The organism is Tritonibacter mobilis F1926 (genome assembly GCF_000376545.2).
GTDB classification, from domain to species: Bacteria; Pseudomonadota; Alphaproteobacteria; order Rhodobacterales; family Rhodobacteraceae; genus Epibacterium; species Epibacterium mobile.
Genome location: NZ_CP015230.1, coordinates 2987411 through 3012063, shown reverse-complemented (window position 1 = coordinate 3012063; position 24653 = coordinate 2987411). Strand labels below are relative to the sequence as shown.

General features: G+C 51.1%; 24 protein-coding genes, 1 tRNA gene and 2 pseudogenes. 13 read left to right on the top strand and 14 right to left on the bottom strand.

Annotation, left to right across the window (positions count from 1 at the left end):
- The first annotated feature begins 102 nt into the window (after positions 1 to 102).
- From dcm to K529_RS14140, 3 genes are read left to right on the top strand one after another with little or no spacing between them, the layout of a single operon-like run.
- Positions 103 to 1335, top strand: coding sequence for a DNA (cytosine-5-)-methyltransferase (dcm, locus tag K529_RS14150; RefSeq protein ID WP_005628321.1), 1233 nt, complete (start codon positions 103 to 105; stop codon positions 1333 to 1335).
- A 31-nt stretch (positions 1336 to 1366) separates the two neighbouring features.
- Positions 1367 to 1783 carry a very short patch repair endonuclease gene (locus K529_RS14145; RefSeq protein ID WP_235858812.1) on the top strand — a complete coding sequence of 139 codons (417 nt, stop codon included), beginning with the start codon at positions 1367 to 1369 and terminating at the stop codon, positions 1781 to 1783.
- Positions 1784 to 1801: 18 nt separating this feature from the next.
- Positions 1802 to 3034: a type II restriction endonuclease gene (locus K529_RS14140; RefSeq protein WP_005628327.1), complete on the top strand. Its 1233-nt coding sequence runs from the start codon at positions 1802 to 1804 to the stop codon at positions 3032 to 3034.
- 197 nt (positions 3035 to 3231) lie between these two features.
- Here the strand turns inward: K529_RS14140 and K529_RS14135 are convergent, their stop codons facing one another.
- The 7 genes from K529_RS14135 to K529_RS14105 all read right to left on the bottom strand — a co-directional run bounded on the left by K529_RS14135 (position 3232) and on the right by K529_RS14105 (position 9360).
- A complete protein-coding gene (locus tag K529_RS14135) occupies positions 3232 to 5148 on the bottom strand; it encodes an ATP-binding protein (protein WP_040642804.1) in 1917 nt (638 codons plus the stop codon).
- Complete coding sequence (locus K529_RS14130) at positions 5135 to 5653, bottom strand: ABC-three component system middle component 5 (RefSeq protein ID WP_005628333.1); 519 nt, start codon at positions 5651 to 5653, stop codon at positions 5135 to 5137. The genes K529_RS14135 and K529_RS14130 overlap by 14 nt, the downstream gene beginning before the upstream one ends.
- On the bottom strand, positions 5650 to 6204 hold the full coding sequence (locus tag K529_RS14125) for an ABC-three component system protein (RefSeq protein WP_005628336.1): 555 nt from the start codon (positions 6202 to 6204) through the stop codon (positions 5650 to 5652). The genes K529_RS14130 and K529_RS14125 overlap by 4 nt, the downstream gene beginning before the upstream one ends.
- Positions 6205 to 6212: 8 nt before the next feature.
- Positions 6213 to 6395 (bottom strand): hypothetical protein, encoded by a 183-nt coding sequence (locus K529_RS14120; RefSeq protein ID WP_005628339.1) that lies wholly within the window; start codon positions 6393 to 6395, stop codon positions 6213 to 6215.
- Between the two features lie 533 nt (positions 6396 to 6928).
- Positions 6929 to 7894 carry a tyrosine-type recombinase/integrase gene (locus K529_RS14115; RefSeq protein ID WP_005628341.1) on the bottom strand — a complete coding sequence of 322 codons (966 nt, stop codon included), beginning with the start codon at positions 7892 to 7894 and terminating at the stop codon, positions 6929 to 6931.
- A 149-nt stretch (positions 7895 to 8043) separates the two neighbouring features.
- Positions 8044 to 8119: transfer RNA gene (locus K529_RS14110), tRNA-Thr, on the bottom strand.
- Positions 8120 to 8316: 197 nt separating this feature from the next.
- Positions 8317 to 9360 carry a Hint domain-containing protein gene (locus K529_RS14105; protein WP_040641283.1) on the bottom strand — a complete coding sequence of 348 codons (1044 nt, stop codon included), beginning with the start codon at positions 9358 to 9360 and terminating at the stop codon, positions 8317 to 8319.
- A 148-nt stretch (positions 9361 to 9508) separates the two neighbouring features.
- On the opposite strand from K529_RS14105, the gene K529_RS14100 reads away from it, so the two are divergent.
- Positions 9509 to 10051, top strand: a complete 543-nt coding sequence (locus K529_RS14100) for a hypothetical protein (RefSeq protein WP_227512348.1) — start codon at positions 9509 to 9511, stop codon at positions 10049 to 10051.
- A gap of 214 nt (positions 10052 to 10265) precedes the next feature.
- On the opposite strand, the gene K529_RS14095 is transcribed toward K529_RS14100, so the two are convergent.
- Positions 10266 to 10949, bottom strand: a complete 684-nt coding sequence (locus K529_RS14095; RefSeq protein WP_005608770.1) for a UPF0149 family protein — start codon at positions 10947 to 10949, stop codon at positions 10266 to 10268.
- Positions 10950 to 11432: 483 nt separating this feature from the next.
- Between K529_RS14095 and K529_RS14090 the strand changes: the two genes are divergently transcribed.
- The 4 genes from K529_RS14090 (at position 11433) to K529_RS23110 (ending at position 16740) form a co-directional block, all read left to right on the top strand.
- Positions 11433 to 12608 carry a tyrosine-type recombinase/integrase gene (locus K529_RS14090; protein WP_040641282.1) on the top strand — a complete coding sequence of 392 codons (1176 nt, stop codon included), beginning with the start codon at positions 11433 to 11435 and terminating at the stop codon, positions 12606 to 12608.
- Positions 12609 to 12776: 168 nt separating this feature from the next.
- A complete protein-coding gene (locus K529_RS14085; protein ID WP_052699558.1) occupies positions 12777 to 14930 on the top strand; it encodes a type VI secretion system Vgr family protein in 2154 nt (717 codons plus the stop codon).
- A 344-nt stretch (positions 14931 to 15274) separates the two neighbouring features.
- A complete protein-coding gene (locus tag K529_RS23490; RefSeq protein WP_005620364.1) occupies positions 15275 to 16438 on the top strand; it encodes a hypothetical protein in 1164 nt (387 codons plus the stop codon).
- Positions 16439 to 16440: 2 nt separating this feature from the next.
- Complete coding sequence (locus tag K529_RS23110; protein ID WP_005620366.1) at positions 16441 to 16740, top strand: PAAR domain-containing protein; 300 nt, start codon at positions 16441 to 16443, stop codon at positions 16738 to 16740.
- Between the two features lie 265 nt (positions 16741 to 17005).
- Here K529_RS23110 and K529_RS23105 read toward each other — a convergent pair.
- The 3 genes and pseudogenes from K529_RS23105 to K529_RS14060 form a co-directional block, all read right to left on the bottom strand.
- Positions 17006 to 17766: pseudogene (locus K529_RS23105) on the bottom strand (IS5 family transposase).
- Positions 17767 to 17923: 157 nt separating this feature from the next.
- Positions 17924 to 18835, bottom strand: coding sequence for a peptidoglycan-binding domain-containing protein (locus K529_RS14065; RefSeq protein WP_131664960.1), 912 nt, complete (start codon positions 18833 to 18835; stop codon positions 17924 to 17926).
- 61 nt (positions 18836 to 18896) lie between these two features.
- Positions 18897 to 19298 carry a DUF805 domain-containing protein gene (locus K529_RS14060; RefSeq protein ID WP_005619527.1) on the bottom strand — a complete coding sequence of 134 codons (402 nt, stop codon included), beginning with the start codon at positions 19296 to 19298 and terminating at the stop codon, positions 18897 to 18899.
- A gap of 132 nt (positions 19299 to 19430) precedes the next feature.
- Here K529_RS14060 and K529_RS14055 point away from each other — a divergent pair, with 132 nt between their 5' ends.
- The 5 genes and pseudogenes from K529_RS14055 to K529_RS14035 all read left to right on the top strand — a co-directional run bounded on the left by K529_RS14055 (position 19431) and on the right by K529_RS14035 (position 22708).
- Positions 19431 to 19682, top strand: coding sequence for a helix-turn-helix domain-containing protein (locus K529_RS14055; RefSeq protein ID WP_005619529.1), 252 nt, complete (start codon positions 19431 to 19433; stop codon positions 19680 to 19682).
- Positions 19683 to 19783: 101 nt separating this feature from the next.
- A pseudogene (locus K529_RS24060) lies at positions 19784 to 20195 on the top strand (transposase); the annotation flags it as partial.
- A 784-nt stretch (positions 20196 to 20979) separates the two neighbouring features.
- Positions 20980 to 21408, top strand: coding sequence for a hypothetical protein (locus K529_RS14045; RefSeq protein WP_005619533.1), 429 nt, complete (start codon positions 20980 to 20982; stop codon positions 21406 to 21408).
- Between the two features lie 127 nt (positions 21409 to 21535).
- Positions 21536 to 22024: a TIR domain-containing protein gene (locus K529_RS24055; protein ID WP_005619536.1), complete on the top strand. Its 489-nt coding sequence runs from the start codon at positions 21536 to 21538 to the stop codon at positions 22022 to 22024.
- A gap of 12 nt (positions 22025 to 22036) precedes the next feature.
- Entirely contained in the window at positions 22037 to 22708 is a 672-nt protein-coding gene (locus K529_RS14035) for an Nmad2 family putative nucleotide modification protein (RefSeq protein ID WP_040642149.1), read from the top strand.
- On the opposite strand, the gene K529_RS23095 is transcribed toward K529_RS14035, so the two are convergent.
- The 3 genes from K529_RS23095 to K529_RS14025 are packed head-to-tail and all read right to left on the bottom strand — an operon-like array spanning position 22705 to position 24644.
- On the bottom strand, positions 22705 to 23415 hold the full coding sequence (locus K529_RS23095; RefSeq protein ID WP_005619541.1) for a uracil-DNA glycosylase: 711 nt from the start codon (positions 23413 to 23415) through the stop codon (positions 22705 to 22707). The two genes, K529_RS14035 and K529_RS23095, sit on opposite strands and share 4 nt — an antisense overlap.
- Positions 23381 to 24157, bottom strand: a complete 777-nt coding sequence (locus K529_RS14030) for a dCTP deaminase domain-containing protein (RefSeq protein WP_005619543.1) — start codon at positions 24155 to 24157, stop codon at positions 23381 to 23383. Before K529_RS14030 ends, K529_RS23095 begins: the two co-directional genes overlap by 35 nt.
- A 4-nt stretch (positions 24158 to 24161) precedes the next feature.
- Positions 24162 to 24644: a hypothetical protein gene (locus tag K529_RS14025; protein WP_005619545.1), complete on the bottom strand. Its 483-nt coding sequence runs from the start codon at positions 24642 to 24644 to the stop codon at positions 24162 to 24164.
- Between the last annotated feature and the right edge of the window lie 9 nt (positions 24645 to 24653).

Genomic DNA, 24653 nt, shown 5'->3' with positions numbered 1-24653 from the left:
TGCAGTTAGCCGAATGTTCTTGCTTAAAGGGCTGGATTCTCGCATTTTGTCAAAAAAATACCCAGAAAGCGTTTCGCCTTTCAGCTCGAGCAAGGACTACAGATGAGTGAATTTGAACTTTTGCTTCAAAAGGCCGGACTGTCGGTTTCTGAAGCGGCTGAGCTGCTTGGTTACTCCGAAGGTCATGTATATCGCTGGAAACGTGATGACGAACCCGCTCGGGAAGCTGTTCTCAAAGTCCTGCGAATGACTGTGGATGCCAAAAGGCCGCCGGAAGGCTCACCAGCGTTCTCGTTCATTGATCTTTTCGCAGGGATAGGCGGGTTGCGCAAGGCTATGGAGAGCATAGGCGGGCGGTGTGTCTTTACGTCTGAATGGGATCGTTTCGCTCAGCAGACGTACGATGCAAACTATAAAGATAACCGCCCAATCGAAGGGGACATCCGCGAGGTTGACGCGGATAGTATCCCCGAACATCAGGTGCTCGTGGCGGGCTTTCCTTGCCAGCCGTTTTCAATCGCTGGAGTGTCTAAGAAAAACGCCCTTGGTCGCGCGCATGGCTTCGCAGATGAGACACAAGGAACACTGTTTTTCGACGTCTTGCGTATTCTGCAGCACCATCGGCCAGCGGCATTTCTGCTTGAAAATGTTAAGAACCTGCGCAGCCACGACAAGGGTCGCACATTTGAAGTGGTGATGCGCAAGTTGCGTGATGAGCTTGGATATTTCGTGCCAGAACCGCGGGTCATTGATGCCGCACACTTCGTGCCGCAGCATCGGGAACGTATTGTCATTGTCGGTTTCCGCAAAAACGTGCCTTTTAGCTTCGATGACATCTCACTCCCGCCTTACGGCAACAAGCGTATGCGCGATATTTTACACCCTGAAGATGGTACCGAAGATCCTGAAGGGCATTTTACGCTTGGCAACGACGCTACCGTCAATGGCAAGTACACGCTCACCGACAAACTCTGGGCCTACCTGCAAAACTACGCTGCTAAGCATAAGGCCAAGGGAAACGGGTTTGGGTTTGGATTGGTTGACGGAGACAGTATCGCTCGGACGCTATCTGCCCGGTACTACAAAGACGGCTCAGAGATCCTTGTCAGCCGCGGTGAAGGCATGAACCCGCGCAGGCTCACACCCAGAGAATGCGCCCGTCTGATGGGCTATCCAGAGGATTTTCAGATCCCTGTGTCTGATACCCAGGCCTACAAACAGTTTGGGAACTCCGTTGCAGTGCCAGTGTTCGCCGAGGTCGCCCGAGCTATGGGGCCGCACATCAGGCATCTGATCGAAGAAGAACAAAAAAAGCCGGAAACCGCTGTTGCCTGATGTCCACGACAAGGCGACACGCAGCCGCAATATGGCAGCAATTCGTGGCAGCGATACCAAACCAGAAATGATTGTAAGGCGCGGGCTACATGCCCGCGGCTTTCGTTTCAGGCTTCATTCTAAAGACTTGCCGGGAAAGCCCGACCTGGTGTTGCCGAAATACCGAGCGGTTGTACTCGTGAACGGCTGTTTCTGGCACGGTCATTGCTGCCCACTCTTCAAGTGGCCAGCGAGCCGGGCAGAGTTCTGGCGTGACAAGATCCGAGCAAATATTGAACGTGACTTCAGGAACAGGAACTTACTGGAGGCCAAGGGTTGGCGCGTGGCAGTTGTTTGGGAATGTGCTCTGAAGGGAAAGGGCAAAATGGCCGCGGTAGATGTGATTGACTCTCTCTCGCAATGGTTGCTGACTGCCGACTCGAAGCTCGTGATTGAAGGGTTTCGCTGAGCCGAGGGAGTAGAACGTTTGTCAGGCCGTGGATTTCTTTCAAAGTACTTTATTGGTGCTGCAGCTAAGAACCTTAAGGGAACTGAAGTCGATCCCAAAGTCTCGCGAGGTCATGAGTTCCAAGGCGTAGACGTATTCCGCGCATTTGTCGGCACGCCTAGTGATCGTGAAACTATCCCTGTCACCTACCTTTGGATGGATGACAGCGGAGAGGATCCTGTGCGCCTTGAACTGACCGGAACTTGGTATAACAGCCGAAAACGACAGCCGCACCGATCACCCGAATACCGCCTATACTATCCTGCTGCGGCAGAACCCGTCGTTTATCGTGCAAAGGAAAACGATACGCTTTTCCTGTGCATGACGGCGGATCGGAGGGTTCTGGCTATACTGTGTCCGTTGGGTAGTTCGATTGAACAGAAGTTGCTCTGGCTTTTTGGTCTGTCTTTGACCAGCGGCTTTGAGTTGTCTCAGCGAGATATCGCGGGGGAAGGTGGGCGTGATGTCGACTTTGCAGCACGATTTGTCCTTGAGGAAATCGGCATCGAGCCTGAGGAAGCAACGCCTGCAGCTTTCGAGCAGCTCCTGCGGAAGTTTGGATTGGTTTTTCCGCCTACAGCCAAGCTCTCCAAATTCGCCAGAGACACTGTAAAGGATGTCGACCCTGTGGCGCAGCCAGACAAAACTTTGATGGCATGGATGGAACACGAAGAAGCGTTGTTTCGCCACATGGAAAAGGAAGTACTGGCAGAACGATTGAGAACAGGCTTCGTATCGGGAAACGAAGTAGATGTGGACGGTTTCCTGAAGTTCTCATTGGGCGTGCAGAACCGCCGGAAGTCTCGGGCTGGCTATGCGTTCGGCCACCATATTGAGGCTGTATTGCAGGCAAACGCAGTACGCTACAAGCGTGAGGCCACAACCGAAAAACGGAATGCAGCGGACTTTCTGTTTCCGAGCGAAGAAGAATACGCCGACCCAGTGTTTCCTGCAGCCAGATTGACCATGCTCGCCGCGAAGACAACCTGTAAAGATCGCTGGAGGCAGGTGTTGGCTGAGGCCGACCGGATCAACGAAAAGCACCTGCTCACTCTTGAGCCGGCAATTTCAAGAACGCAGACCGATGAGATGCAAAAACAGAACCTCAGGTTGGTGCTGCCGCAAGAAATACACCAATCATACCACGAAGATCAGCAAGGCTGGCTTCTGAGCGTGGAGAACTTCCTCGAAATAGTTCGGGGCAGAGAGTGAAGCTCTCTCCCCGATTACGTTGACTTCGGAATGGGGCGCAAGGAGATCTGCTAGGTCCAAAGACTCAGCAAAGAGAGCTAGCGGAGCTATCAACGAAAAGCGGCGCGGCAGTTCTGCTGGTTCCAGAGCTGAACTAGAAGATAATGAAGAGACATTCATTTGTCGCCCGCCAGAGCCGCAATAGAGATGCCTTTCAATTATCCCTGCGCGATCCTCAAAGTACCTTTCTCGCGGGTATAGAAAGGGCCGACGAAATGCTCATCCGTTAGGTCTGGGGACGGCATAGAGGTTGCAAAGATGATCTGATGCTTACAAAGGGATGAATCAGAGGCAGCCATCATCTGTTCTTGGAAGTTGTAGCTTCGGGCAGGCTCCATCCCCTTGTCTTCAGTGGTATCGATCATCACAAAGCGGGGATATCTGAACTCTTTGTCTTGCAACGCAGCCCAGAAGAAGCCGAACAAAAAACTACTTTTTAAAATAACTCGAGAACTTGCGGAAAAATACGTTTGCCCGTCGACCGTAACCCTGTTTTCCCGGAAAGAGAATTGAACTTTATCCGGGTTTTCAAAAGAATCTTGGCGCTTTAAGTCGCCGCGAAGGAGCGACTTCACATTTTCTTCGATTCTGGAATACGCGGAGCGCAGGCGCTTTTGCTGCGCAGTGCGTAGCTGCCCCAGACGTGCCTTTGCCAAGTCCATAAGCTTGTTCAGTTCTGCTTTTCGTTCGCTTAGGGCACCAATTTTCTGCGCTAGTTTCAAACTCTGTTGAAGATCATCAAGCTCCCTGTCCATGTAACCAAGACGGCGATGTAGCCGCCGCAATAGCAACCTTGCTTCTGATGTCGGTATGCCTTGGACAGCCTTCAGCTCGATCGCCGCAGATCGCCATTTTTGGCTGAGAGCATCCACCTCTTTGGCTAACACATCCAGTTTTTGCCGACGCACATCCTGAAGGAGCTGGGACTGTTTAATCTGAATACCAGTCTCATTGATCAATGCTGCGATACGGGCATCGGCACGATCCTTGTCAAGTGGGGCCTTGCAAAGCGGGCACCATGACTCATCATCTTCGGCGTTCTCCACTTCAGCGTGACATGCGGGGCATGAGCCGAATTTGATCACGCCAAACACCTCTGCAACAGTTGCAGCTTCCCTCAGCGCAACCTGTCGTTCTTTAAGCGATTGAACAAACTCCTCTGAGTCAGCAATATTTAACTGAAGCGTCTGAAACTCGTGCTGCTTCCCGAAAAGCTCGGCCTGAGCGGCGCTGACAGCCTGATACGCATCCTGTTGCGCTTGCAGTGTTAAGTCATCAGCGTTTGGTTGAGAAAAAGTCCGAGCTTCGGCGTCGTCCAAGTCTGCAAGAAGTTTCGCACGTTCCGCAGTCAGGTTGTTGATTTTGCCCTGAACCCAATCGACTCCGACACTTTCATCATTCCCACCGAGGACAGAGAAGATACTACGCAGCTCGGCCTCGGCCTTCTTGAACGACCTGTCGTACTCCTTGATCTTTAGTTGAAGCTCGTAAACCTCGTTATCGTATCCACCACATAGCAAATTGCCCACGGTTTCGCGCAAGGTTGGTGTGTCAAAGTGATCATCCCTGAAAATATCGTCTACCGGACTCAATTGGTCAGCATAAATCAGGCGCAAAATTTGGTGCATCGTCAGATTTCCCGACGACTCCCCTGCAACTTCAGGAAGGCCAAGTAAGCGAAAGAGGGCCTGCGAGAAGCTCTCCAAACTTGCTGTTCGAGCGTACGGGTACTTCGTCCAACGTTCGATCGGAGATGACGTTGCCTCGCTGACTTCACCAGGGAAAATTTCCATCGCAGAACGTGAGGTAGCCACGATTTCACGCCGCAAAGTGACGGACTTACCATTAATTTCGACCTCGACCCATACATGGGTGCACAGGAGGGCCATCTCGCTCCAATCGTAAAGGTCGCCGCCGAGCCCATAGAAGATGAAGTTTAAAATGGTCGATTTGCCTGAGGAGTTATCTCCACGCAAAACATTCACGCCATCATGAAACGCTTCATCATATGCCGTATAGTTGTTGCGCTTTACGACCAAACGCCGAACCAGAAGAGTGGGGTCAAATCGCATCATATCGATGCTCCAAGAGACCGGACCGGCTCTTTATTCCGTTCTTTCCACTGAAGACATAATCCGTTGCAAGAAGTTCCAAAATTTCCGTCAAAGCGGCTTCCTGATCGTTGTGGCTTTTGGCAGGTACTTCGATCTGTTCCGGCACAGTTGCTGCGGAAAAGTGCATCTGCCCTTTCTTCAGCGCATCGTCGGAAAGGAATTTTGCCTGTACTAAAGTATTTACAGCTGCAAGCTGTACGATTTCCATGCGACGAAAGAGGACAACGTCGTCAGGTTGGTTTTCGTATCTTTTTCGTCCGGTAAATTCCTTGATCGGTTTGCGGAACTTCCGGTGCTCCGACTTGAGGCGCATTCTTTCAAGACGTCCCGGAAACAGCATGAAAAAGTCGATAATGCGCCAATGATCGACGAATAGCTCCAAGTCATGCCTTAAGGCAAGCCGAAGCCTGAAAATGCGAAAAATCGCATGATGCGCGTCAAACGCTTCTTGGTAGACAAGACTCATTTGTGCCACCGCACGAAGCATTGCTCTGCGAGCCAGTAGACCATTCCAAAAACATGATCATAGGTAAGAGAGAATACCTCTGATCCACACTCCTCAATGATGGGATCCACGATGTACTGAATAACCATGCAATTTATCTCTGATTCAGATTTAATTACCACTTCAGGATGGATCATATAATTGAAACGATTTTCTGCCTTAGACAAAAAGTGCGCGAAGATCTGTTGCGCAGACGAGTAAAGAGAATAGCGCTCCAAGAGCTTCACAAACTCTTCTTTCTGTTCAATTGCTCGCAAAAAGATGTGACTTAGCCCCGCCGCATCCAGCTTTGCTTCTAACCCATCAATCCCATCAACCGATTTTCTCGTGTGATACCGAGTGAGCTCTTCGATTGTTTCACGAGCGTGATCATCCTGTTCAATCTGGGTTTTAAGCTTCTCTAAAAGAACTTCGATATGACCCGCTGAGGCGGCATAGTGGTTGACCGTCTTGTTGCCAGCAACAACATCATGGCCAGCTGTAGCACCACGTTGGTTAACACCTACTGCCATGAAACCCGTCAGCCTTTCTTGTCTCGACCGACGATATCGCCTCCGGCTTTAGCGCCAGACTGATCAACAGCATTGCCGTTTCCATCGGAACGCATTTTTTTGGTGAATGACAGCGTGACAAGAGAACCAACAACTCCACCACCTAATATGCCAGCAATGAAGCTACCAATGTCGAACGCCCAATTTTCCATAACTTCCTCCAAATACAGCACCACCCAACACCACAAGTTGTGCCAATGCAAGTGGGTACACCATGATCCGGAGCTGCTCCGAGACTTCGACAGTCTTAGAGCGGATGGTCGCTTTCAACCAGATGGTTCGAACCCGCAGTGCTTGCCGCGCACAGTCTCATGCCGACTGGCCAGTAGGTGACAAGAATGTATGCAGTTGAAGAATGCATGTCTCAGCGGAGGCTGATTACGTCCATCCGTCACTCGGGAAAATAACGGTGGCAAACGTCCGCTATGCGGACTGCACTTGCGGTTATCTTGCGACAGGGCCAAGTTCCGCTCTAGACCGGTCAAACTCCTGAGCCTTGCTGGCCGCTCCGACTTTGCAAAGCTCACTTTCTACGCTGAGCTGACCATTGAACAAGAAGTAGCATCGGTGCTCATCCAGTACTCGTAAATATCAGGATTACCAGTTGGAGTGTACACAGATGTCGATTGCTTGTGACCACAACCGTTAGCTTCTCACGATGTTTGACCGATGAAACAACCGTTGATCAGTGATCAAGCCGCTTCGCTAGGTCTTCGGCGCTCTCGTTGTAGTAGGTCAAAAGTTGATTTACGTTTCGATGTCCAACCATCCGCGCCAGATCCATCACATCGAGCTTCTTGGCGAGCATTGTGATCGCCCAATGTCGTGAGTCGTGAAACGTCAGCCCCTCAACCGCAGCTCGATCCCTCACCTTACGCCACAATACGTCCAGTTGCCGAGAGTCGAGCGCGAATACCGGATCAGATTCTGGCAGCCGCTCCAGCAGTTCCACCGCGCGGCGTGAAAGCGGAACCTGTCGTGAGGTTCCGTTCTTGGTCATAGGCAGATCCACAACCCGGCGCTCGAGGTCGATGTGTTCCCAACTCATGTCGACGATTTCCCCGGCGCGCATTGCGGTTTCTCCAGCAAACAAGAATGCATGAAATGCCCGTGCAGTCGCATTGTTGAGATCATTCCCCGCAGAAAGTTCAAGGCGCTCCAGTTCCGCGTTCGTTGGCAAGCGATCCCGCGCAGCTGACTCTTGCGGCTTGCGCACATCGGTCAGAGGTGAATCTCCCATCAATCCCCACTCCCTCCGAGCCACGGAGAACACAGACCCCATGAGAGTCATTTCCCTCCGCACTGTCGAGGGCGCAACCTTTTGCAATCGGGCATCACGCCACGCGGCGAAATCTGCCGGCGAGAGTTCGGAGAGGATCTTATCGCCAAGATCAGATTGGCCCCACCGGTTCAAGCGGAGCGCTTCCCACTTGTAGCCGCGCTTCTTCGAGCTCACCTCACGGGCGTAACGCTCAAAGAGATCGCGCAGCTTCATCTTGGCGGAAATCTTCGACCCGTTCAGGATCTCATATTCCTTGCGGCTGGCCCAATCTTGCGCTTCTCTTTTGGAGGGGAAAACCTTGCTGGCGCGCACGCCTGCTCTTGCCACCTCGGCCCGCCAGCCCGTCTTGGTTTTGCGAAACGTCGCCATGAATTACGCACCACGCTCTAAATGCGGAAAATATGCGTAACAACATGCGCATTTTTACGCTTCATAGGCAAGCGGCAGTCGCACGACCTTACCGACAATCCATATTTTGCAGATATTTGAGAAAGATTGACCACCATCAAAAGAGTGGGTGGTGCCTCAAGAGGGACTCGAACCCCCGACCTTGTCCTTACGAAGGACCTGCTCTACCAGCTGAGCTATTGAGGCGAAGCGAAAGCTGATCTACCCGCTGCCCGCAGATCAATCAAGATGAAATCGATACCTGACCCACCATCAAGGATGAATGCACTAAAGGGAGATGTGCTCGTGCGCCAAGAGCAATGTTGGTGATCCGCAGTTGAAGCGCCAACTGTGTTTACCTGTAGATCTGAAAGAAGGGGCAAGCCATAGCCTGTTGCCCTCAATCAGAATGCGTAGTTGAGGAGTGCTTTGCGGTTTTTTTTGTGTCGCTCGATCAGTTTTTTCTGCTGGCTGCCGCAGGGAATTTTTCGAGCAGGTTTTGGAATCTCAGAAGATGTAGTCAAGCCGGGAAACAACGCGTCGATCTCGACGCGGGCGGCTTCATCCAACAGATGCACTGCCATTGGCCCGCAATAGAAGCTCTCTGTTGGGGTTCCGTCTGCAAAGATCACTTCATGTTGATCCATCACAAAATGTAAATATGTAACCGGGTCATCACTGTCTTGCACAAAAATTCCGGGAAGCGCCGTCAGCCGTTTGGCCGACACAAGAATGTCCTCTCTGCTGAACATGCGCTTGGCAATGGGGGAGATGGTCAAGAAACGATGCTGAGGTGAGACGAGCAGGTCGCGTGTTGGTAGGCCCAAGCCAAGAGCGCCCGCAGCTATGCGTATTGGTCTCAGGTTGGGGTGAGTAACAAGCCGTTCTCTGGAAACATATGTGCGCAGCAGGAGCCGCAAGGGCTGATATCCGCGATCTCTGGTGGCAATCATGTCACCCGGCTGCAAGGCCTCAACGCGCACCGCGCCATTTTGCGTTTCAATGCGCGCGCCCGGAGTGAAGCACGCGACATACTCGCTGCTAGGGTTGCTTTTTAGGTGCGATGTTCGGTTGATATCAAACGTATACGTTGTGCCCGGCAGTAACTCTTCTGTAGCGATCAAGCCATGGACAGGGCCACCATTATTTCCGTCACCTGTGAAATGGAGTGACGTCACCTTAAGGCCGCTACTGCTGTTGATCAGGTCATAGGCCGAATGTACGGGCGAACCGGCGGCGTAGGTGGTACCATCAAGGTTGATATCACCTGCCAAAACCTGACTCGCATCGACTTCATCGAAGTTGCCATCGTCGTCGACCATCTCAATGAGAGTTGGTGTTGCTCCTGGTTTCAGCGTCAGAGAGTTCCACCCTGAGGTCGCATTGGTGCTCTCAGAAGGTAGGCCGCCTACGAAATCGTCAGGACTATACACATAGAAAAATGGCATTGGCATCTCCGCGTGGCTCAAACGCGTTGTGGGACATATTAAATTTTAGTTAATATGATTTAGCCAAGATTTACGTAAAGTAACTGTTGAACAGGCTGTCTCTACGTCCGCTTTCTGAAGTGTTGCGAAATTGATGCATCAGAGTGACGTGATTGTCACCATCGCTGATACCCTTGGCCCTGACAATGCGTTCTGGATAGACGGCGAATGGTTGGCTTGGGATAGTATTATCGATCCTGAAGAAGTGCGGTATAGCCGCCTTGCCGAACTGGAGCGGGAAGCGGCACTACGCCACAAATATCCAAACGCGGATCTGGCACTGGTTCCATACTTTGGAGATTTGCTGACGCTTGCTGAATCCTATTTTTTCGAAACAGGCAAGCATCTGAACGTCTATGGTGACATTGGCGAGCTGTTCGGTGCGATCATGTATGGCATCAAGCTTCACAAGAATTATGCCCAAGGCTCCGACGGCAAATTGGGCAACGATTTCGTGGAGATCAAAACCATAGCGCCCACCAACAACAAGGAGAAGACCAGCGTACGTCTTGACAGGCACTTCAACAGACTACTTGTTGTAAAAATCAGTGATACTTTCGAAGTATCCGGACGTCTTTTGAACCGCGCTGATTTGCAGAAAATATCAGGCAAATTCATGCGCCTGTCCTGGGAAAATATGCCTCAAATCTGACGATTGCTTTGCCCCAATTGTGTGAGTTCATGTCCTGCGCAGCGAAGGTCAGGTAGAGTAGTTTTCCGTTGTAGTCCACGTATCCGGTCTGGGCGTGTAGTCTACCCGTCCCTCATGGGCGGGTCCGTGACTGATCGCGCCGTTCGCCAGTTCCTCACCCCCAAAGATGTCGGCCCCCATTCTGCGAGTGCTTGCTTTGAGCGCAAGTAACCAGTCAGTTCCGACCGCAACACTGTTTGTGCTTACGGTTCGATCCACAAGAACATGGATCATTTCGACCAAGCCGAGATCCAGCTTTGAACGGCATGCCGGGAAGGTCTGCAGCCTCCGGCTGGGAGAGTTCAGGACGTGATTGGTGCAAGATCGTGGCCACGCAGTTCGGAATTAGGTCGGGAGCTTCGAGGTCGAGTTGATCGATCTCTTCATCCGTGAACTTACTCTGACCAGTGTAGATGTCGTGCAGAGCTATTAAAAAGATCATCGTAGTCCGCGTCTCTTCGTCGGCATGATCGAGAAGGCGTTCCCAAGCTTCCGGCCTTAGGCCCATGGCGCGAGCGAAACCATCAACCCAAGGTTCCCACAACGTTTCATCGCTGTTCGGGTCAACCTCGTAGATTGGCTCGATCCAAAGCGAACGAGTCATAGCCTCTGCCACCGAATTGTAATGAGCCATTACCGCATTGATCGTTTCGTCGGCGGCCTTCTGGTTAGGGAAGTCTGGTTCGCCGGTCACGCCCCAAATATGAGGCAACCATTCCGAGGGCGCGATAATGTCGCTGCAGGCAAGAATGCCGGTCACGTAGCCGTCAAGTTCGCTAAGCGACATAGGCATGTTTTCGACAGGCAGGGCTTGTAGCAATACATTGAGGTGATCGAGCGCTTGATCTGACTGACCCATGAGGCTTCTCCCGGCGATGCAAGGACATTTCTATCCACAGGTCTGCTAGTTCGCAACTAACGTAAATTCGGTGAGCCGTGCGCTGCCTCGACGCACTCAAGAACCTGACAAGCCTATGATAAAGCCGCTTAATTTACCTGCTGCTCAAAACACGGAATACCACAGGGCACCACATTTTTTCATGCAAGGTGGTAGCTAGGTGGTTGCTATAAGCAAAAAATGGGAAGCTGCGATTTCGCTAACCCATTGAAAAGAGTGGTGAGCCGTGCAGGATTCGAACCTGCGACCCACTGATTAAAAGTTTGAAATTAGTGCTCTTACACGCTTTGCTATACAGCACCATAATGCACCATAACATATTGATTTTGCTTGTTAATGCTTGAAGGGCTGGCGGCCTAATGTACTTTGTTTTGACACACAATGGCATGCACGGTGGTAGCTGGGTGGTTGCTACAGCGCATTGCGAAGAGTCAAAGGCTTCCAATGAAACTAACCAAACGCAGAATTGATACAGCTGAGTATGACCCCGCTAAACCGACCTACCTTTGGGATGACAGCTTAGCTGGGTTTGGCGTGAAAGTCCTACAATCAGGCCAAAAACGCTACATATATAAGTATCGTACTCACGGAGGCGGGCGGCGCGCCCAAACGCGCTGGATGACGATTGGCAACTATGGCGCAATCCCACTGGAAACAGCCCGTAACATCGCTTTGGAATGTGCGGCCATGGTCGCGCGGGGAGAGGACCCGCAAAGCGACAAGATCAAGAAACGTAAAGCCCCTTCGCTTGTCGACCTCTGGGATCGCTTCGAAGAGTCTGACATGAAGCGGCTCAAGCCTGCGACGATCAGAGATTATCGTTCGCTCTGGAAGAACATTCTGGAACCAGCACTCGGCAAGCGGCGCGTTGCTGATATCGCACGTGCGGATGTCGACCGCTTGCACAGGTCTATGAGTGATACGCCCTACCAAGCCAACCGTTCAATCGCTGTTCTGTCGAAGATGATGACCCTTGCAGAAATCTGGGAATGGCGGGATCAGGGCACCAACCCATGCCGATATGTAACCCGCCATCGTGAAGGTAAGCGTGAGCGTTACCTGTCAACGGAAGAACTGGAAAGACTTGGTGCCGCTCTGACAAACCTTGTCGACTTGGGGCTTCTCTGGCCTGATATGGCAAACCTGTTTCGCCTACTGTTGCTTGTTGGTGCACGGCGCAGTGAAATCTCAAACTGCGAATGGAACTGGATTGATTGGGAACGCCGTATCATCGCTCTTCCCGACAGCAAGACAGGTGCAAAGCCACTGTTCTTGAGCGATGAGGCGATTACCGTACTCGAAAACCAGAAGATCACGACACGGCACCAATCGTCCAAATTTGTGTTTCCAGGTGCAAAAGCAGACAAAGCCATCGTCAATTTGTCTAAGCCTTGGAAGCTGATCTGCGAAGAGGCAGAGCTTGAGAACATACGCATTCATGACTTGCGTCACACTGCGGCAAGCATTGCCGTTGGCCAAGGCGTTGCGCTGCCCATCATTGGGCGCTTGCTAGGACACACACAAACGCAAACAACAGCGCGCTACGCACATGTTGACGCCGACCCAGCGCTTAAGGCTGCGAATGTCATTGGCCAAGCTATTGGCGCAGCTATTAAGTAGCAGCTGTGCTTCACGCGCGGGTTGCCCAACCTGCAACGGTGATCGGTGTCGTAGTATCACTCCGATGTGATTGCACCATTGTGATTTTCCCCACAGGTAGGGATTTGCCGCCCTTGATCCCTAAGGCGAGGCAGATATGCTCTCGCTCAACTTCAAGGGTTGTGTTTTATGAATGTATTTACTCAGGATGCCCGGCTTGGGCGTCTGACGACTGTGCTGGGATCCGACGCGCTTGTTCTGTTGCGGATGGATGGCACGGAGGAGCTTTCGGGGGATTTCGAGTGGCGAGTTGAAGCGCTCTCAACCCAGAACACCCTCGACCTCAGCGCCCTTCTCGGAACCCATGCCACCGTTGAAATCAATCATGCTCAGGGTGTGCGGGCCTTTGACGGGATCGTCTGCGAAGCCGAGCAACGCGGGGCCTTCGAGAACGGGTTTCGCTATGACCTGACATTGCGTCCGTGGCTACATGTGGCCAGCCTGCGGCGCAACATGCGGATCTTCCACAACAAAACCGTCATCGAGATTGTGCAGGAGGTGCTTAGTTCTTACGCAGCATTGGGCAACCCACACCTCGAAGTGCGGGTGATGGATGATTACCCGGTGCTGGAATACACCGTCCAATACGGCGAAAGCGATGCTGACTTTATCCGCCGCCAGCTAGAGCGCTTTGGCATTACATGGTCGTGGCGGCATGAGGCGGGATCACACACGCTCTTGCTCACCGATGCGGCGATCAGCCTGCCCGAGGTTCCGGGATCCTCGCGCCCGTATTTCGGTGTCGCCGGATACCACCGGAACGAGGAGGAGCATTTCCGCCATTGGTCCGCGACCGAGCGGATCACCACCGGCGCAGTGCGGCTGACGGAGTATAACTTCAAGATACCCACATCGGCGCAGGAAGTGGACCAGCTCTCTGATGCGTCTCATCCAAGCGGCGATATCGAAAGTTATGACTGGCCCGGCGATTACCTCAACCAAGGCGAAGGCCGGGGTGTGGTGTCGCGCCGTCTGGAAGCGGAGCGCGGTCAGGCCCCGCGCCACCGGGCTGAGGGCGATGTAGTCTCCCTCGGCGCGGGCTGGCGCGTCACACTGGCCGGGGATGATGTTCCCAATGCGACGGGGCGCACATTCGTATGCCTCAAGGCCACCCATCAGTTCAGGGCGCAGGCCTATGGGTCCGGGAGCGCGGGAGCGGATGATGCGCCCTATGAAGGTGCATATGTGCTGACACCTGATGATGCGCCGTTTCGCCCGGAGCGCCGCGCGGTCGGGCCGCGCGTACAGGGACCAGAAACCGCGGTTGTGGTCGGCGAAGGCGAGATCGATTGTGACGAACACGGTCGCATTTTATGCCGCTTTCACTGGGATCTCGATGGCGCGCACACCATGCGCGTTCGAGTGAGCCAGAACTGGGCGTCGAAGGGTTGGGGTGGCATGGTCATCCCTCGGATCGGCATGGAGGTCATTGTCGAGCATCTTCGCGGGGATCCCGACAAGCCGATCGTGACTGGCTGTGTGTATAACGGCAGAAACAAGCCGCCTTATGAACTGCCCAAGCATAAGACACGATCTACGTTTAGAACGGACAGTCATCAGAGTAACTACAACGGCTTCAATGAATTTAGATTTGAAGATCAAACGCGTAGCGAAGAAGTCTTCTTGCGGGCTCAAAAAGATCTAAACATAAAAACCAAGCACAATCGCACTTCTCAAACGGACCGCAACAATCTGGAAAGCATTGCACGAACGTCACTGCGCCGTGTTGGGGATGATGAGATGGTAAGCATTGGAGGTGGCTACTCCATAGAGGTGTCCGCAAATCCAGCAGCTCGTAATACATCGGAAAAAGCTCAAGCAACCTTCGACGGGTTGTCGGATCTCTATGGGGCGTTCCGGGAAGCTCTACAATCACCAGGTACAGGGAACATGTTGGTTGATGTTGAGGGCAACTTGTCAGTAAAGGCAGGGCAAAATAGAGTATTGAACATACTTGGGGCGGAAAACCGTTCGATAAAGGGCGTTTCATCTCAAGTGGCCAACGGTGGGTTTCAAATAAATACTCCACGAAAGTTTTCTGTTGATGCAAATTCCACACTTCTAAATAGTGCCAAGACGCTAACGTTGACTGTTGGCGCTGCCAAAATCACTTTGCGTTCCGATGGTACGGCAACGATTTATGCGGAAAAGCTCGCTCTCAAAACACGTGGGACTATGGACTTGGAGGCGAAGGGCAATATGAATTTGACATCAAACGGCGATATGAAACTCACCGCACACGGCGAAGTTTCGGTTCGTGGCTCACGGATTGATTTGAACTAATGTCTGGCCGATACGCATTGAATAGGTGCAGAGTTTGTTCCTCCTACACTCTTCCCGCAATCTCTGATTATGATGGAAAGAGCATACCTAAAATTCACAATATGGTGACTTGCAGCAACTGTGGCGCGAGGTATCGACTGAGGAAGAACGTATTAGCACTGGCGCAAAACCGGATGTCGCTAACGGATTGGATAGCACCCAATGTTGCGGCTATAGTTCTAACGTTAGGTTTGGGGTTAATAGTTATTACTTTGCTATTTTTTATCTCACGCGTAGTCGGAGTAACTTTATTGAGGCCGCTATATCGAAAGTTTCTATACAAAAGAATTCGTTGAAGGTGATTTATGCAAGACGGTTATATCTCTGAAGATGGAACTTATGAAACGGGGACTCCGAGTCTTTTCGGTGCGCCTGTTCTGGTCAGAGAGGGGGATGTGGATTTTGCAGAAGTTGTATCTGGTTCCGTGGAAAAACTCGCCATTTATGGACGCACACATTCTGAAGTCTGGACAGATTTTGTCAGTCAATTAACGACGACAGAAGCCCTAGCACAGTTTGGCCGTGGGTTTATCTCATATCCCGACGATATACGATGGTTTCTTTATGGAGTCGGCGCATGGGCAAACATACTAGGCCCGGAAGCGAAGGATCGAAATACAAAGACAATACAGGCAGTTAATGCAGCTGTTACTGGTGATGGCACACCTAGTGGATCGTTAAAACGAGCTGTATTGCTTAGCGCATTTCTCAATCATACAGTTATGCGGAACTTTGCTGGGTTTGTAGGTCGACTAGCTGGTGGGGCGGTGACAACTGCATTTATTCAAATCCTTATGAACCGCGTCGGATTAAGTTTCTTGGTTCCTGATCGTGGCGTCCCGAAATTTTTTGCTTTTTTCCCTCCTCTTTTTCTTATTACTTGCACCGGTGCTGTCGTTCGATTGGCTGAGAAGCACTTCGATAAGTACGGAAACTTGGACAATATGGGATTGACAGATATCCTTGCCGCTATTGCGACTGGGCAAGATGAACCAGATATTGGTTCCAGTTTTATGAGACTCGCAGGCGCTGATTTGGCTCGGCGCATATCTTCTGCAGTTATGTCTTGTGGCGCAGACATTCGTGAGGCAAACAATGTCTGGTTTGGCGAAGATAGCTCGAATGCACGCAATCTTCATGCTGAGATACGGCAACTCGAAGCTGATATGAGTGCCGCATCAAATGACTTGCGATACGCGCGGAATGATGATGAGTTTTACGATGCCTTAATACGATCTCACAACATTGCTATAAAATCGAAGAGGTTGGGGTGCCGAAATGAAGAGTTGGAAATTTTCATAATTTTGATGGATCAAACCCTTCTAGAGTGCTTGAATATGTTTATTGATTCAATGGTGGCAGTTATGGAATCACAAACTGGGAACTATGAGTATTGGAAGGTTGTTGAAGCGGATAAGGCAAGAATGAGTCTACTTAATAATACTGATTATACAAGACCCGAATACTGAAAATGCCCAAAGCAACTCGACTAGGCGACATCGGCTCCGGTCATGGATGCCACTTTCCTCCGACCCCATCGACCGGAGCCTCTCCTGATGTTTACGTCAACGGCATCGCGGTCGTTCGACAAGGTGATGCCTATGCAGACCATGGGTGTGGTGTTTGCCCGGCTCCGGCTCACGGGCGGAGTTTGTCGGGGGGCTCAGGATCAGTTTTTGTGAACGGGAAACCTGCTGGTCGAGTGGGCGATGCAATCTCCTGTGGGGGCGCGGCTGACGCAGGTTCTCCAGACGTGAGCTTTGGCGACTGAAAAATACAAAGCCCGCCGCGCCCTCTTCGGGCCGTTCGGTCAAAAATACGCGCTGCGCATGCAGTTGTTGTACCACTTTGCCCGAATGGCGTTGTCACGCTTCTGAATGATCATTGCGCGTGCCTCTTCGAGGTTGTGTCAGGTCGATTGGGAAACATCACTGCAATGGACCGATTGGTTCAACAAGGAGCGCCTGCTTGAGTCGCTCGGCTACATCAAACCAATCGAAGCAGAGGAGAAGGACGAATAAGCCTTGAAACCTAGGTCATGTTGACAAATGGCGCACCCAGAGCCGGATGGATGTGATGTCGATGAACCCGAGGTAACTTTCTGCAGTTTTGTCATACCGGGTAGCAACGCGGCGGGCGTTCTTGAGCTTATTGAAACACCGTTCGACCAGGTTTCTCAATCGATACAGCCCATGATCCACGCCGACGCGCATCTTGCGGGTCTTTCGCATCGGAATTTGGGTCAGGATATCACGTTCATTCATGTTTTTCCGAATGCGATCAGCATCATAGCCCCGATCTGCCAGTAGCACTTTCGGCTCAGGCAGATTATCAGACATGACGAGATCAAAACCAAGGTAGTCCGAAGTTTGCCCCGGTGTGATGTCTGTTCTCATGGGCAACCCGTGCGCGTTGACGCGGAGGTGGATCTTGGTCGTGAAGCCACCTCTTGAACGGCCAAAACCCTGTCTCGGAGTCCCCCTTTTGCGCCCGCTGCTTGATGATGCGCGCGAATAACAGTGCTGTCGATCATTTGGAGAGCGTTTGGAACGGCCCCGCTTTGGTTCAAGGCTTCGAGTATGTCCTCCCACAGCCCAGCCAACGTCCAGCGCCGGAATTGGCGGTAAACACTGGACCATTTGCCAAACTCTTCGGGCAAATCTCGCCAAGGTGATCCGGTGCGTGCAATCCAGAATATCCCATCCAGTACAAGGCGATGGTTGGTAGGCTTGCGCCCATTCCGGGCTCGGATCGCAAGAATGAAGTATTCAAACAGCGACCACTCGTCGTCGCTCATCAGGTTTCGGGGCAAGCTGATCTCCATAGCAGATACCAGCTTGAATCACGTCGAAGCCCCAGTGTGAATCCCTTTTGTCAACATGTCCTAACAAGATCGCAGCTTGGAATATTAACTCAGTAGTCTCCGGAACAACCGGGGTGCTTCAGTGAAATGGTTAGTCGAAGTTGACGCCGGGTCTCCCAAGCGCACCTCTTGCGAGAGAGATGCCTCGCAACTTTGACAAAGTGAAATAAATCTCAACACCCACACAAATTTCCTGTCCATAATAGGTTCGACCGCAATAACGCTCAAGCGGTTCTCCACTGTTGGAAAAATCAACAACATAGTCCATTTGTGCTAAGTGGCCTTCATCAACGATAATTTGTGCGATTTCATCAGTGCGATACGGACAAACATTGAAAATGTCACAATCAAAAACCAACCTATTTGCATAAATAGCAATCCCACCGCCTGTGCTACTATCTACGCATACAAACTCAGGAACCGGGATGCCGCCACCTGAGGCCGCTATTAGAAATTGATTGCTATCAGGCGGTACGGCCTTACAACTGTACCCTCGATTGTTCATTACAATCATCATTTCACTTTTGGAAAGCTGCCAACATAGCCCTGCGAAAGATGCGTAGCCTTCGCAGCGAGCTTCTAGGGCGCGTGCTTGGTTCGCATCTCCAGATGGAACGGGCGAAACTCTATCACCGTCCACGCTCTCCCCTTCGTATCCCCCTTCTGGATATTCCTCAATGAAATCAACGGCAATTCTATGCAGAAAAGCCGCGGCACCTTCACTGGTTGTTACATCAAAGCGTTCGTAACGTTCAGGGTATAGTAACTTAAGCTTTTGCACTGCCTCCTCGGTCGCATTGCCCCACAGGCCGTCAACATCAGTATTGTAGAGCCCTTTTGTCGCGAGAAAGCTTTGTACATTGTGTCGGTCGCTTACCTCCATACGAACATAGCTGTCGCGAAGAGGACGCTCTTGAGCAGTTGCTCCTGATGTTCCGAAACCCACGAACCCAGCGACCAGAATAGCGGCCCAAAGACTTCTTACAGAAAATCGATTCAACAACGATCAGCCTCCCATACCTTAATGGCCAAAGCAGACCATACATCCTGCGTCGTGTTACACGTCATAGTTCATGGCCCTCGTTGATCGCCGCTTGTTCGGATGACTGTGACGATTTTGATCTGGCTGATTTTCCTCTTCCCGCGAACAGAAGGCACAGAAGATACAAATTCAGGAATGGAACAATCTGTCCCAACATCCACCAGCGGGACATCTCCAAGTCAACGAGGCGGCGAGAGACTGCCGCTTGGCCGAATAACAAGACCAACGGCGTCATGATGCCCGTAAAGGCCTGGACGGATGGCGCTGTGCCGCTTCTCGTAGTGCCGACGAAAACCATCAACTGACACGTGAACAAGACAAACAACATCAGGATGTTTTGTAGCAAGTACTGCGTGCGATTGATCGGGCTGTTCCAGTTGAAAATGGTCGGTAATCCAACGCGTCGTTGGGCGCTTGTGCTCATGACTTACCTATCAGGTTTAGAATTTCTTTTCCGGATGATCGAAACCTCGGCGGGTCTCGATATCCACAGTATACTTCATAATTCACAGTATACTTCATAGATGCAGGCGAGAACAAGTCGCCATGTTGTGGCATGGCGGAAACCGACGAAATTCTACTGGAAGCGTTTGCAAAAACGCTGCGCAAAAAGCGCAACGCACTTGGGCTTTCTCAAGAAGAGCTGGCCCACCGCGCTGGTGTGAGCATGAGGTACATTTCCCTTTTGGAGAGCCGTCAACACCAGCCCAGTCTCTCAACATTGAGAGGCCTGTGTGGGGGCTTGGGCGTCTCGATGAAGGAGTTCGTGTCAGATCTGGAGGAAGCGTTGCCTGTGAAAAAAGCATAGCGGTACAGTGTTACAGGCCGCCCCCAGCGGGCTTCTGAGATGGCGTGTTGCGCAAACTCAGAGGGTTTCATCTCGCGAATCCAGCATGCTAGCTGAGCAGAATGAGCAGAGGTCCGAAGACAACTGACAAACCCACCAACTGGCACAGCAACAATCATGCCTTGAGGCAGCGCGGTTCGTTGATCTTCTGGTTCGGCCACTCGATCTTGTGGGAGGTGGTGCGTCCGGACGGCGCGGGCGCGGCAGTCCTTTATTGATGTTGTGATCAAGGTCTCCCCACGTTCAAGGTCGTCCTTCGCCTGCCACTCCGCCAGACAAAAGGGTTCGTTGCGAGCCTGCTGAAGCTTTCCGGCTTGGACGGGTCCGTGCCTGACTGTTCCAACTTAGTGGGACCGCCAGGAAACCTCGGACGTCGTTGTGCCGCATCGAGGCTCCAAGTGGCCGCTCTACCTGCTCGTGGACAGCGCCGGCATCAAGGTTAAAGGTGAAGGCGAGGGGCACATGACCAGCCACCTTGTCTTTGGGCCTGAGTTCTGCAATCCCGCTGCGAGTCGTAAGAAAGGTCAGGTTGAGAAGAACGTTCAAGACGCACATAGCCACATGTGGTAGCTCAAGCCAGCCTTCGCCGATTTGGAAGAACTGAACTAATGGTTCGACGATCACTGTATCGCGCTTTGGGCAGAGACACCGCGCAAGGCTTTGCCAGGTTCCATTTCTGACGCGTGGGAGGCCGAGAAGCCCATACTGATGGCACTGTCGCCAGCATTCGATGGCTTTATCGAACACGGTAAGCGCGTGTCATCAACATTCCAGATCACTTTCGAACGCAATCGCTACTGCGCCTGCCAGCTTTGCTAACCGTCGGACGAGCTTACACGTGTACCCCGAACGGCTGGTCATCGTCGTTGGGGGGCAAACGGTGTGCGAGCATGCGCGGTTTATTGATCGATCCCATCGCAAGCCCGGCAAGGTCATCTATGATCGAGGCCACTATCTTTCCGCTACCCAACGTAACTCGCCACGACAGCTACCGGTTCAAGACCAGTTGGGAGGCAGCAAAGAAAACAGGGAAAGAGCCCAAAACATTGACCGCGTCATAAGCAATGACGCATAACTGAGGGTGGGTCAAAGCTCAGTGACAATCAACAGTGCTTGATAAAAGAACTGAACGTGGACGAACGGCATCTGTTGGTCGGTGAAACACTCACTTTGGAAAGAGCACAAAAATAATGTAAACACATAAGTACATGTATCGAAATGATTTTCTGTGTCAGAGTGGAAGAGTTTAGGAGGAAAGATGAGCAACGAGACCCAAGAAGGATATGTTGAGATGCATATGAAACATCTCGAGATGCTGCAGAACGTGATCGCACGTATGGCAGAGAGCAGCGCTAGCATAAAAAACTATTGCATGACGATTTCTGCAGCAATTATCGGTTTGGCGACGGCAATACAGAAGCCAGAAGTTCTCTACTATACAATACCGCTTGTCCTGATTTTTGGCATATTGGACGCGCATTACTTGCGCCTCGAGCGAGCGTTTAGAGACCAGTTCAATTCTGTCAGAAAATCTAGCTTGAGCGAAAGGCCTGATTTCCTAATCTCTCCTAGCTGGACTGCGGGACATCGCGTATTTTCGGGGGTCTTTAGCTGGTCTGTTTGGTTATTCTATGGCCCACTCATCATTGTTCTTGTTGCCATAGCAAGGATCATGAGCAAGACTTGATCTCAAGTTGCCAGAAACACCTTTAAGCAGCATATTTGGCCAGGGTAACCTTAAACTTGAGGTCTAAATCCCCATCGTTTCTAGCAGGGAATATGTAAGTTTCTAGATCCTACTTCTGAGTTGATGCATGTCGAAACGAAACCACCTTTTCATCAGCCACCATCACGGGGATGATGCTCATGTAGATAAATTCACCAGTCTCATGAACAAAAACGGGTATGATGTGCGCAATTCGTCCGTGCGAATGAGGCCCGCCAACGAACGGCGAATGGAACAAGGTCGGGTGAAAGACGCGACAATCAAAAGGCTTTTGCGAATGAAGATGTCATGGGCTTCAACTGTTGTAGTGTTGGTTGGACCCAAGACGCACAGCCGCCCGTGGGTGAACTGGGAGATTGAACAAGCTAACCGGCAGGGCAAGCGCATTGTCGGCGTCTATCTCCACGGGGGCACAGAGGCCAACGTTCCCAAGGCACTAAATGAATATGGGCACGCCCTAGTAAAGTGGAACTCGAAAAGCATTTCCAATGCTGTCGAGGGGCGTTCTAATCGATTTGAAACCCCAGGTGGGGACCTTAGGGCACCTGTACATAGCTCGTCGAATTCACAGTGCTAAGAGGTAGATAAAATTTCGAAAGTATATGTTTATGTCGTCGCTAGAGACTTTGGGTTTGCGCCGAACCCATTCCACGGCGTCTGTACCTTGGCGTGTTGTATGGATCGCCTTAGAGCAACAGCTCAGATCGGTGATTGGGTCTTTGGAATGGGCGGAAGTCGTCTGAAGGCAACTGGCCGCTGCGTCTACGGTATGCGGATAACTGAGACGCTGTCGTTCGATGAGTACTGGAGCGACCTTCGTTTCGTAGCTAAGCGTCCTATTCGCAATGGTAGCCGAGTAATGATGCTTGGTGACAACATCTATTCGCGAACAAATGAAAGCACCCCATGGCACCAAGAGGACTCTCACCACAGCTTTCCCGATGGGTCGCCAAACCAATCAAACATTGAGAAAGACACGAGAGCCAACGTCGTATTGGCTTCGGAACACTTTGCTTACTTTGGAGAAAATGCGCTAGAGGTGCCAGCGAATGTTCTCGAAAAAACCGGTTACAGCAACGGTCGCGGCCACCGCGTATTTAGCGAAGCAGCAGCAGCAGCGCTATTGAATTGGTTCGAGACTGCGACACAAGGGACGCTGAATACAGTACTCGGTGACCCGTTCGACTTTAGATTAAGCGGTGCTCGTTATTCTTCCGGCAGCAACAAAATCATCAAAGATGAAGTTGTGAATACTGACTAAAGAAGCTCCAATTGCCGTGTTCCAAAAGTCTTTGAAATCGAGCAAGGCTGTAGGTTGTAGGCTCGTTCAACTTGAGTGATGAATTCAGTCTGTCCCCCATAGCTGGGATGGCGAAATGCAGTAGTCTTCAATCCCATTGTGCTCAAACACTTCTTGGCATCGCCGCCTATTGAGTACACACTTTTCGGCTTCAGCAAGTCTAGAATTTCATTGAGAACCCAGTCTAGTTTTTGCCTTTCTGATCGCCGGTGGCAACGATTAGACATTGGTTCATCGGGTAAGTGTGGATGAAAGGGGAACGCATTCCACATGAATATTGGGTCCGCAACGCGCTCGACGACATTCCAAATCGTTGTCGCCGTTCGCTCCTTTACAGGAGGACCAAAAGTCGAGCGCCGTAGCTCAATATCTCCAAAAATTGAAGCCATTAACGGTAGATGATATTCATCGGTTAGCGCCAAGCCAGTTCGCCGACCTCCTCGATAACCAAGGTCACGAGCTACCCAAATCGAAATTACGCTTTGATCTCGAGCTGCTTCAAGTAGATTCAGCAAGTTTGCTCTTCGTATACTTGGTGCATCATCTACATCAAAAATTGGGCACTTGTCCCGATAAGGGTTAAAGACATTTGGCAAACTAACGTCGGCCAGCTTCTCTACAAAAGCTTCAATCCTACCCATCTTGGCCAGCTGCTCCTTCACCAACATCCTTCTGAGGTCCCTCAAGCGCTGGGGCATCCTGTTGTTCAATGGTTGATTTACCACCTGTTGAAATCAACTTTTCCAAGTCATCTTTGTATGCCGCACCTAACAACGTGCCGATAAGCACTAAGGCATAGAACACGCGAGTAACCCATAATTTGATCGTTCGATTGTAATCTTCCACCTTCGCCAGGCGATCCGATAACTGGTAGGCAGTCATAGCATCGCCAGCGATATCGTTGACAACGTCAATCGGGATTTTATCCAATTTGTTCGGTATTTTCCCCGTGCCTTCGAACTCGTCACTTACCGTTTTGTCGAGATCCGCAATCCAAAGTGAGAAAATTTCTTGGCCTTCACGTAGGTTTATGTGTCGAGGACCCGCATTAAACACAGCAAATACGAGGTTTCCTGAAAAACCTGGATCAACCTGAAACCCTGATACATTCACCAAACCTTTGAATTTTATTGAGGCTCTAATCGAAATAAAGCCAATAGCGGATTTGGAAATAGAAACCTTTTCTTTGGTCAGAATGAATGCGAACTGTCCTGGCTTAACAACAAAGGTATCCTCATGTTCAAGCTTTGCCACGGTGGACGAGCCGTCGTTGTTTACAAAGTGTTCATGCCCAACTGAGAGCCTGTAACCTGCGGCCTCGACCCTATCCACATTCCAAGGTTTAACCGGGCAATCACCGATGCCTGTCCCGCCTTCAGCGAGCCAGCGTTCTCTTCCCCAAAATGCCATCAATTTACCTTATGAAAAATTGCCGTCCACGCAGTTCCGTCCGGCGTGAAGTAAGAAGATCAAAAATATCTAAATCTTGCGCCCGAGAATAATCTAACAACGCATTAAAAATATCTTGGTTACCGTCACGTGCGATTTCAATGAATGGTTCCATGTGGTCTAACTTCTCTGCCGCATCGTTTACACGGCCAGAGGCATCTGTGAGTCGATTTAGCAAAGAACTATTGGATTGGTTCGGTTTATATTCCAATTTTTGATGCAATGTGTTCGCCGCACTTAGACATACCAACATCGCATCGGTAATAGTACGGCTTACCGGCTTTTCTTCAGCCTCTCCACGAGCAATTCGCCCCGCATACTTAGCGAAGTGCATTGCATAGTGCTTCAAACGATCATTTTTGTGCAAAGAGAGGATATCGAAATGATTCCTCATGTCATGATCATATTGATCTTGCTGCCAACTTAGAATGTCATCAAAGTACTGCATTTCTACACC

Excerpts from the sequence above, each read along its gene's own strand:
- dcm (WP_005628321.1), top strand. The coding sequence starts at position 103 with ATGAGTGAATTTGAACTTTTGCTTCAAAAGGCCGGACTGTCGGTTTCT.
- K529_RS14145 (WP_235858812.1), top strand. The coding sequence starts at position 1,367 with ATGGCAGCAATTCGTGGCAGCGATACCAAACCAGAAATGATTGTAAGG.
- K529_RS14135 (WP_040642804.1), bottom strand. The coding sequence starts at position 5,148 with ATGATGCGATTTGACCCCACTCTTCTGGTTCGGCGTTTGGTCGTAAAG.
- K529_RS14130 (WP_005628333.1), bottom strand. The coding sequence starts at position 5,653 with ATGAGTCTTGTCTACCAAGAAGCGTTTGACGCGCATCATGCGATTTTT.
- K529_RS14125 (WP_005628336.1), bottom strand. The coding sequence starts at position 6,204 with ATGGCAGTAGGTGTTAACCAACGTGGTGCTACAGCTGGCCATGATGTT.
- K529_RS14120 (WP_005628339.1), bottom strand. The coding sequence starts at position 6,395 with ATGGAAAATTGGGCGTTCGACATTGGTAGCTTCATTGCTGGCATATTA.
- K529_RS14115 (WP_005628341.1), bottom strand. The coding sequence starts at position 7,894 with ATGGCGACGTTTCGCAAAACCAAGACGGGCTGGCGGGCCGAGGTGGCA.
- K529_RS14105 (WP_040641283.1), bottom strand. The coding sequence starts at position 9,360 with ATGCCATTTTTCTATGTGTATAGTCCTGACGATTTCGTAGGCGGCCTA.
- K529_RS14095 (WP_005608770.1), bottom strand. The coding sequence starts at position 10,949 with ATGGGTCAGTCAGATCAAGCGCTCGATCACCTCAATGTATTGCTACAA.
- K529_RS14090 (WP_040641282.1), top strand. The coding sequence starts at position 11,433 with ATGAAACTAACCAAACGCAGAATTGATACAGCTGAGTATGACCCCGCT.
- K529_RS14085 (WP_052699558.1), top strand. The coding sequence starts at position 12,777 with ATGAATGTATTTACTCAGGATGCCCGGCTTGGGCGTCTGACGACTGTG.
- K529_RS23490 (WP_005620364.1), top strand. The coding sequence starts at position 15,275 with ATGCAAGACGGTTATATCTCTGAAGATGGAACTTATGAAACGGGGACT.
- K529_RS23110 (WP_005620366.1), top strand. The coding sequence starts at position 16,441 with ATGCCCAAAGCAACTCGACTAGGCGACATCGGCTCCGGTCATGGATGC.
- K529_RS14060 (WP_005619527.1), bottom strand. The coding sequence starts at position 19,298 with ATGAGCACAAGCGCCCAACGACGCGTTGGATTACCGACCATTTTCAAC.
- K529_RS14055 (WP_005619529.1), top strand. The coding sequence starts at position 19,431 with ATGGCGGAAACCGACGAAATTCTACTGGAAGCGTTTGCAAAAACGCTG.
- K529_RS14045 (WP_005619533.1), top strand. The coding sequence starts at position 20,980 with ATGAGCAACGAGACCCAAGAAGGATATGTTGAGATGCATATGAAACAT.
- K529_RS24055 (WP_005619536.1), top strand. The coding sequence starts at position 21,536 with ATGTCGAAACGAAACCACCTTTTCATCAGCCACCATCACGGGGATGAT.
- K529_RS23095 (WP_005619541.1), bottom strand. The coding sequence starts at position 23,415 with ATGTTGGTGAAGGAGCAGCTGGCCAAGATGGGTAGGATTGAAGCTTTT.
- K529_RS14030 (WP_005619543.1), bottom strand. The coding sequence starts at position 24,157 with ATGGCATTTTGGGGAAGAGAACGCTGGCTCGCTGAAGGCGGGACAGGC.
- K529_RS14025 (WP_005619545.1), bottom strand. The coding sequence starts at position 24,644 with ATGCAGTACTTTGATGACATTCTAAGTTGGCAGCAAGATCAATATGAT.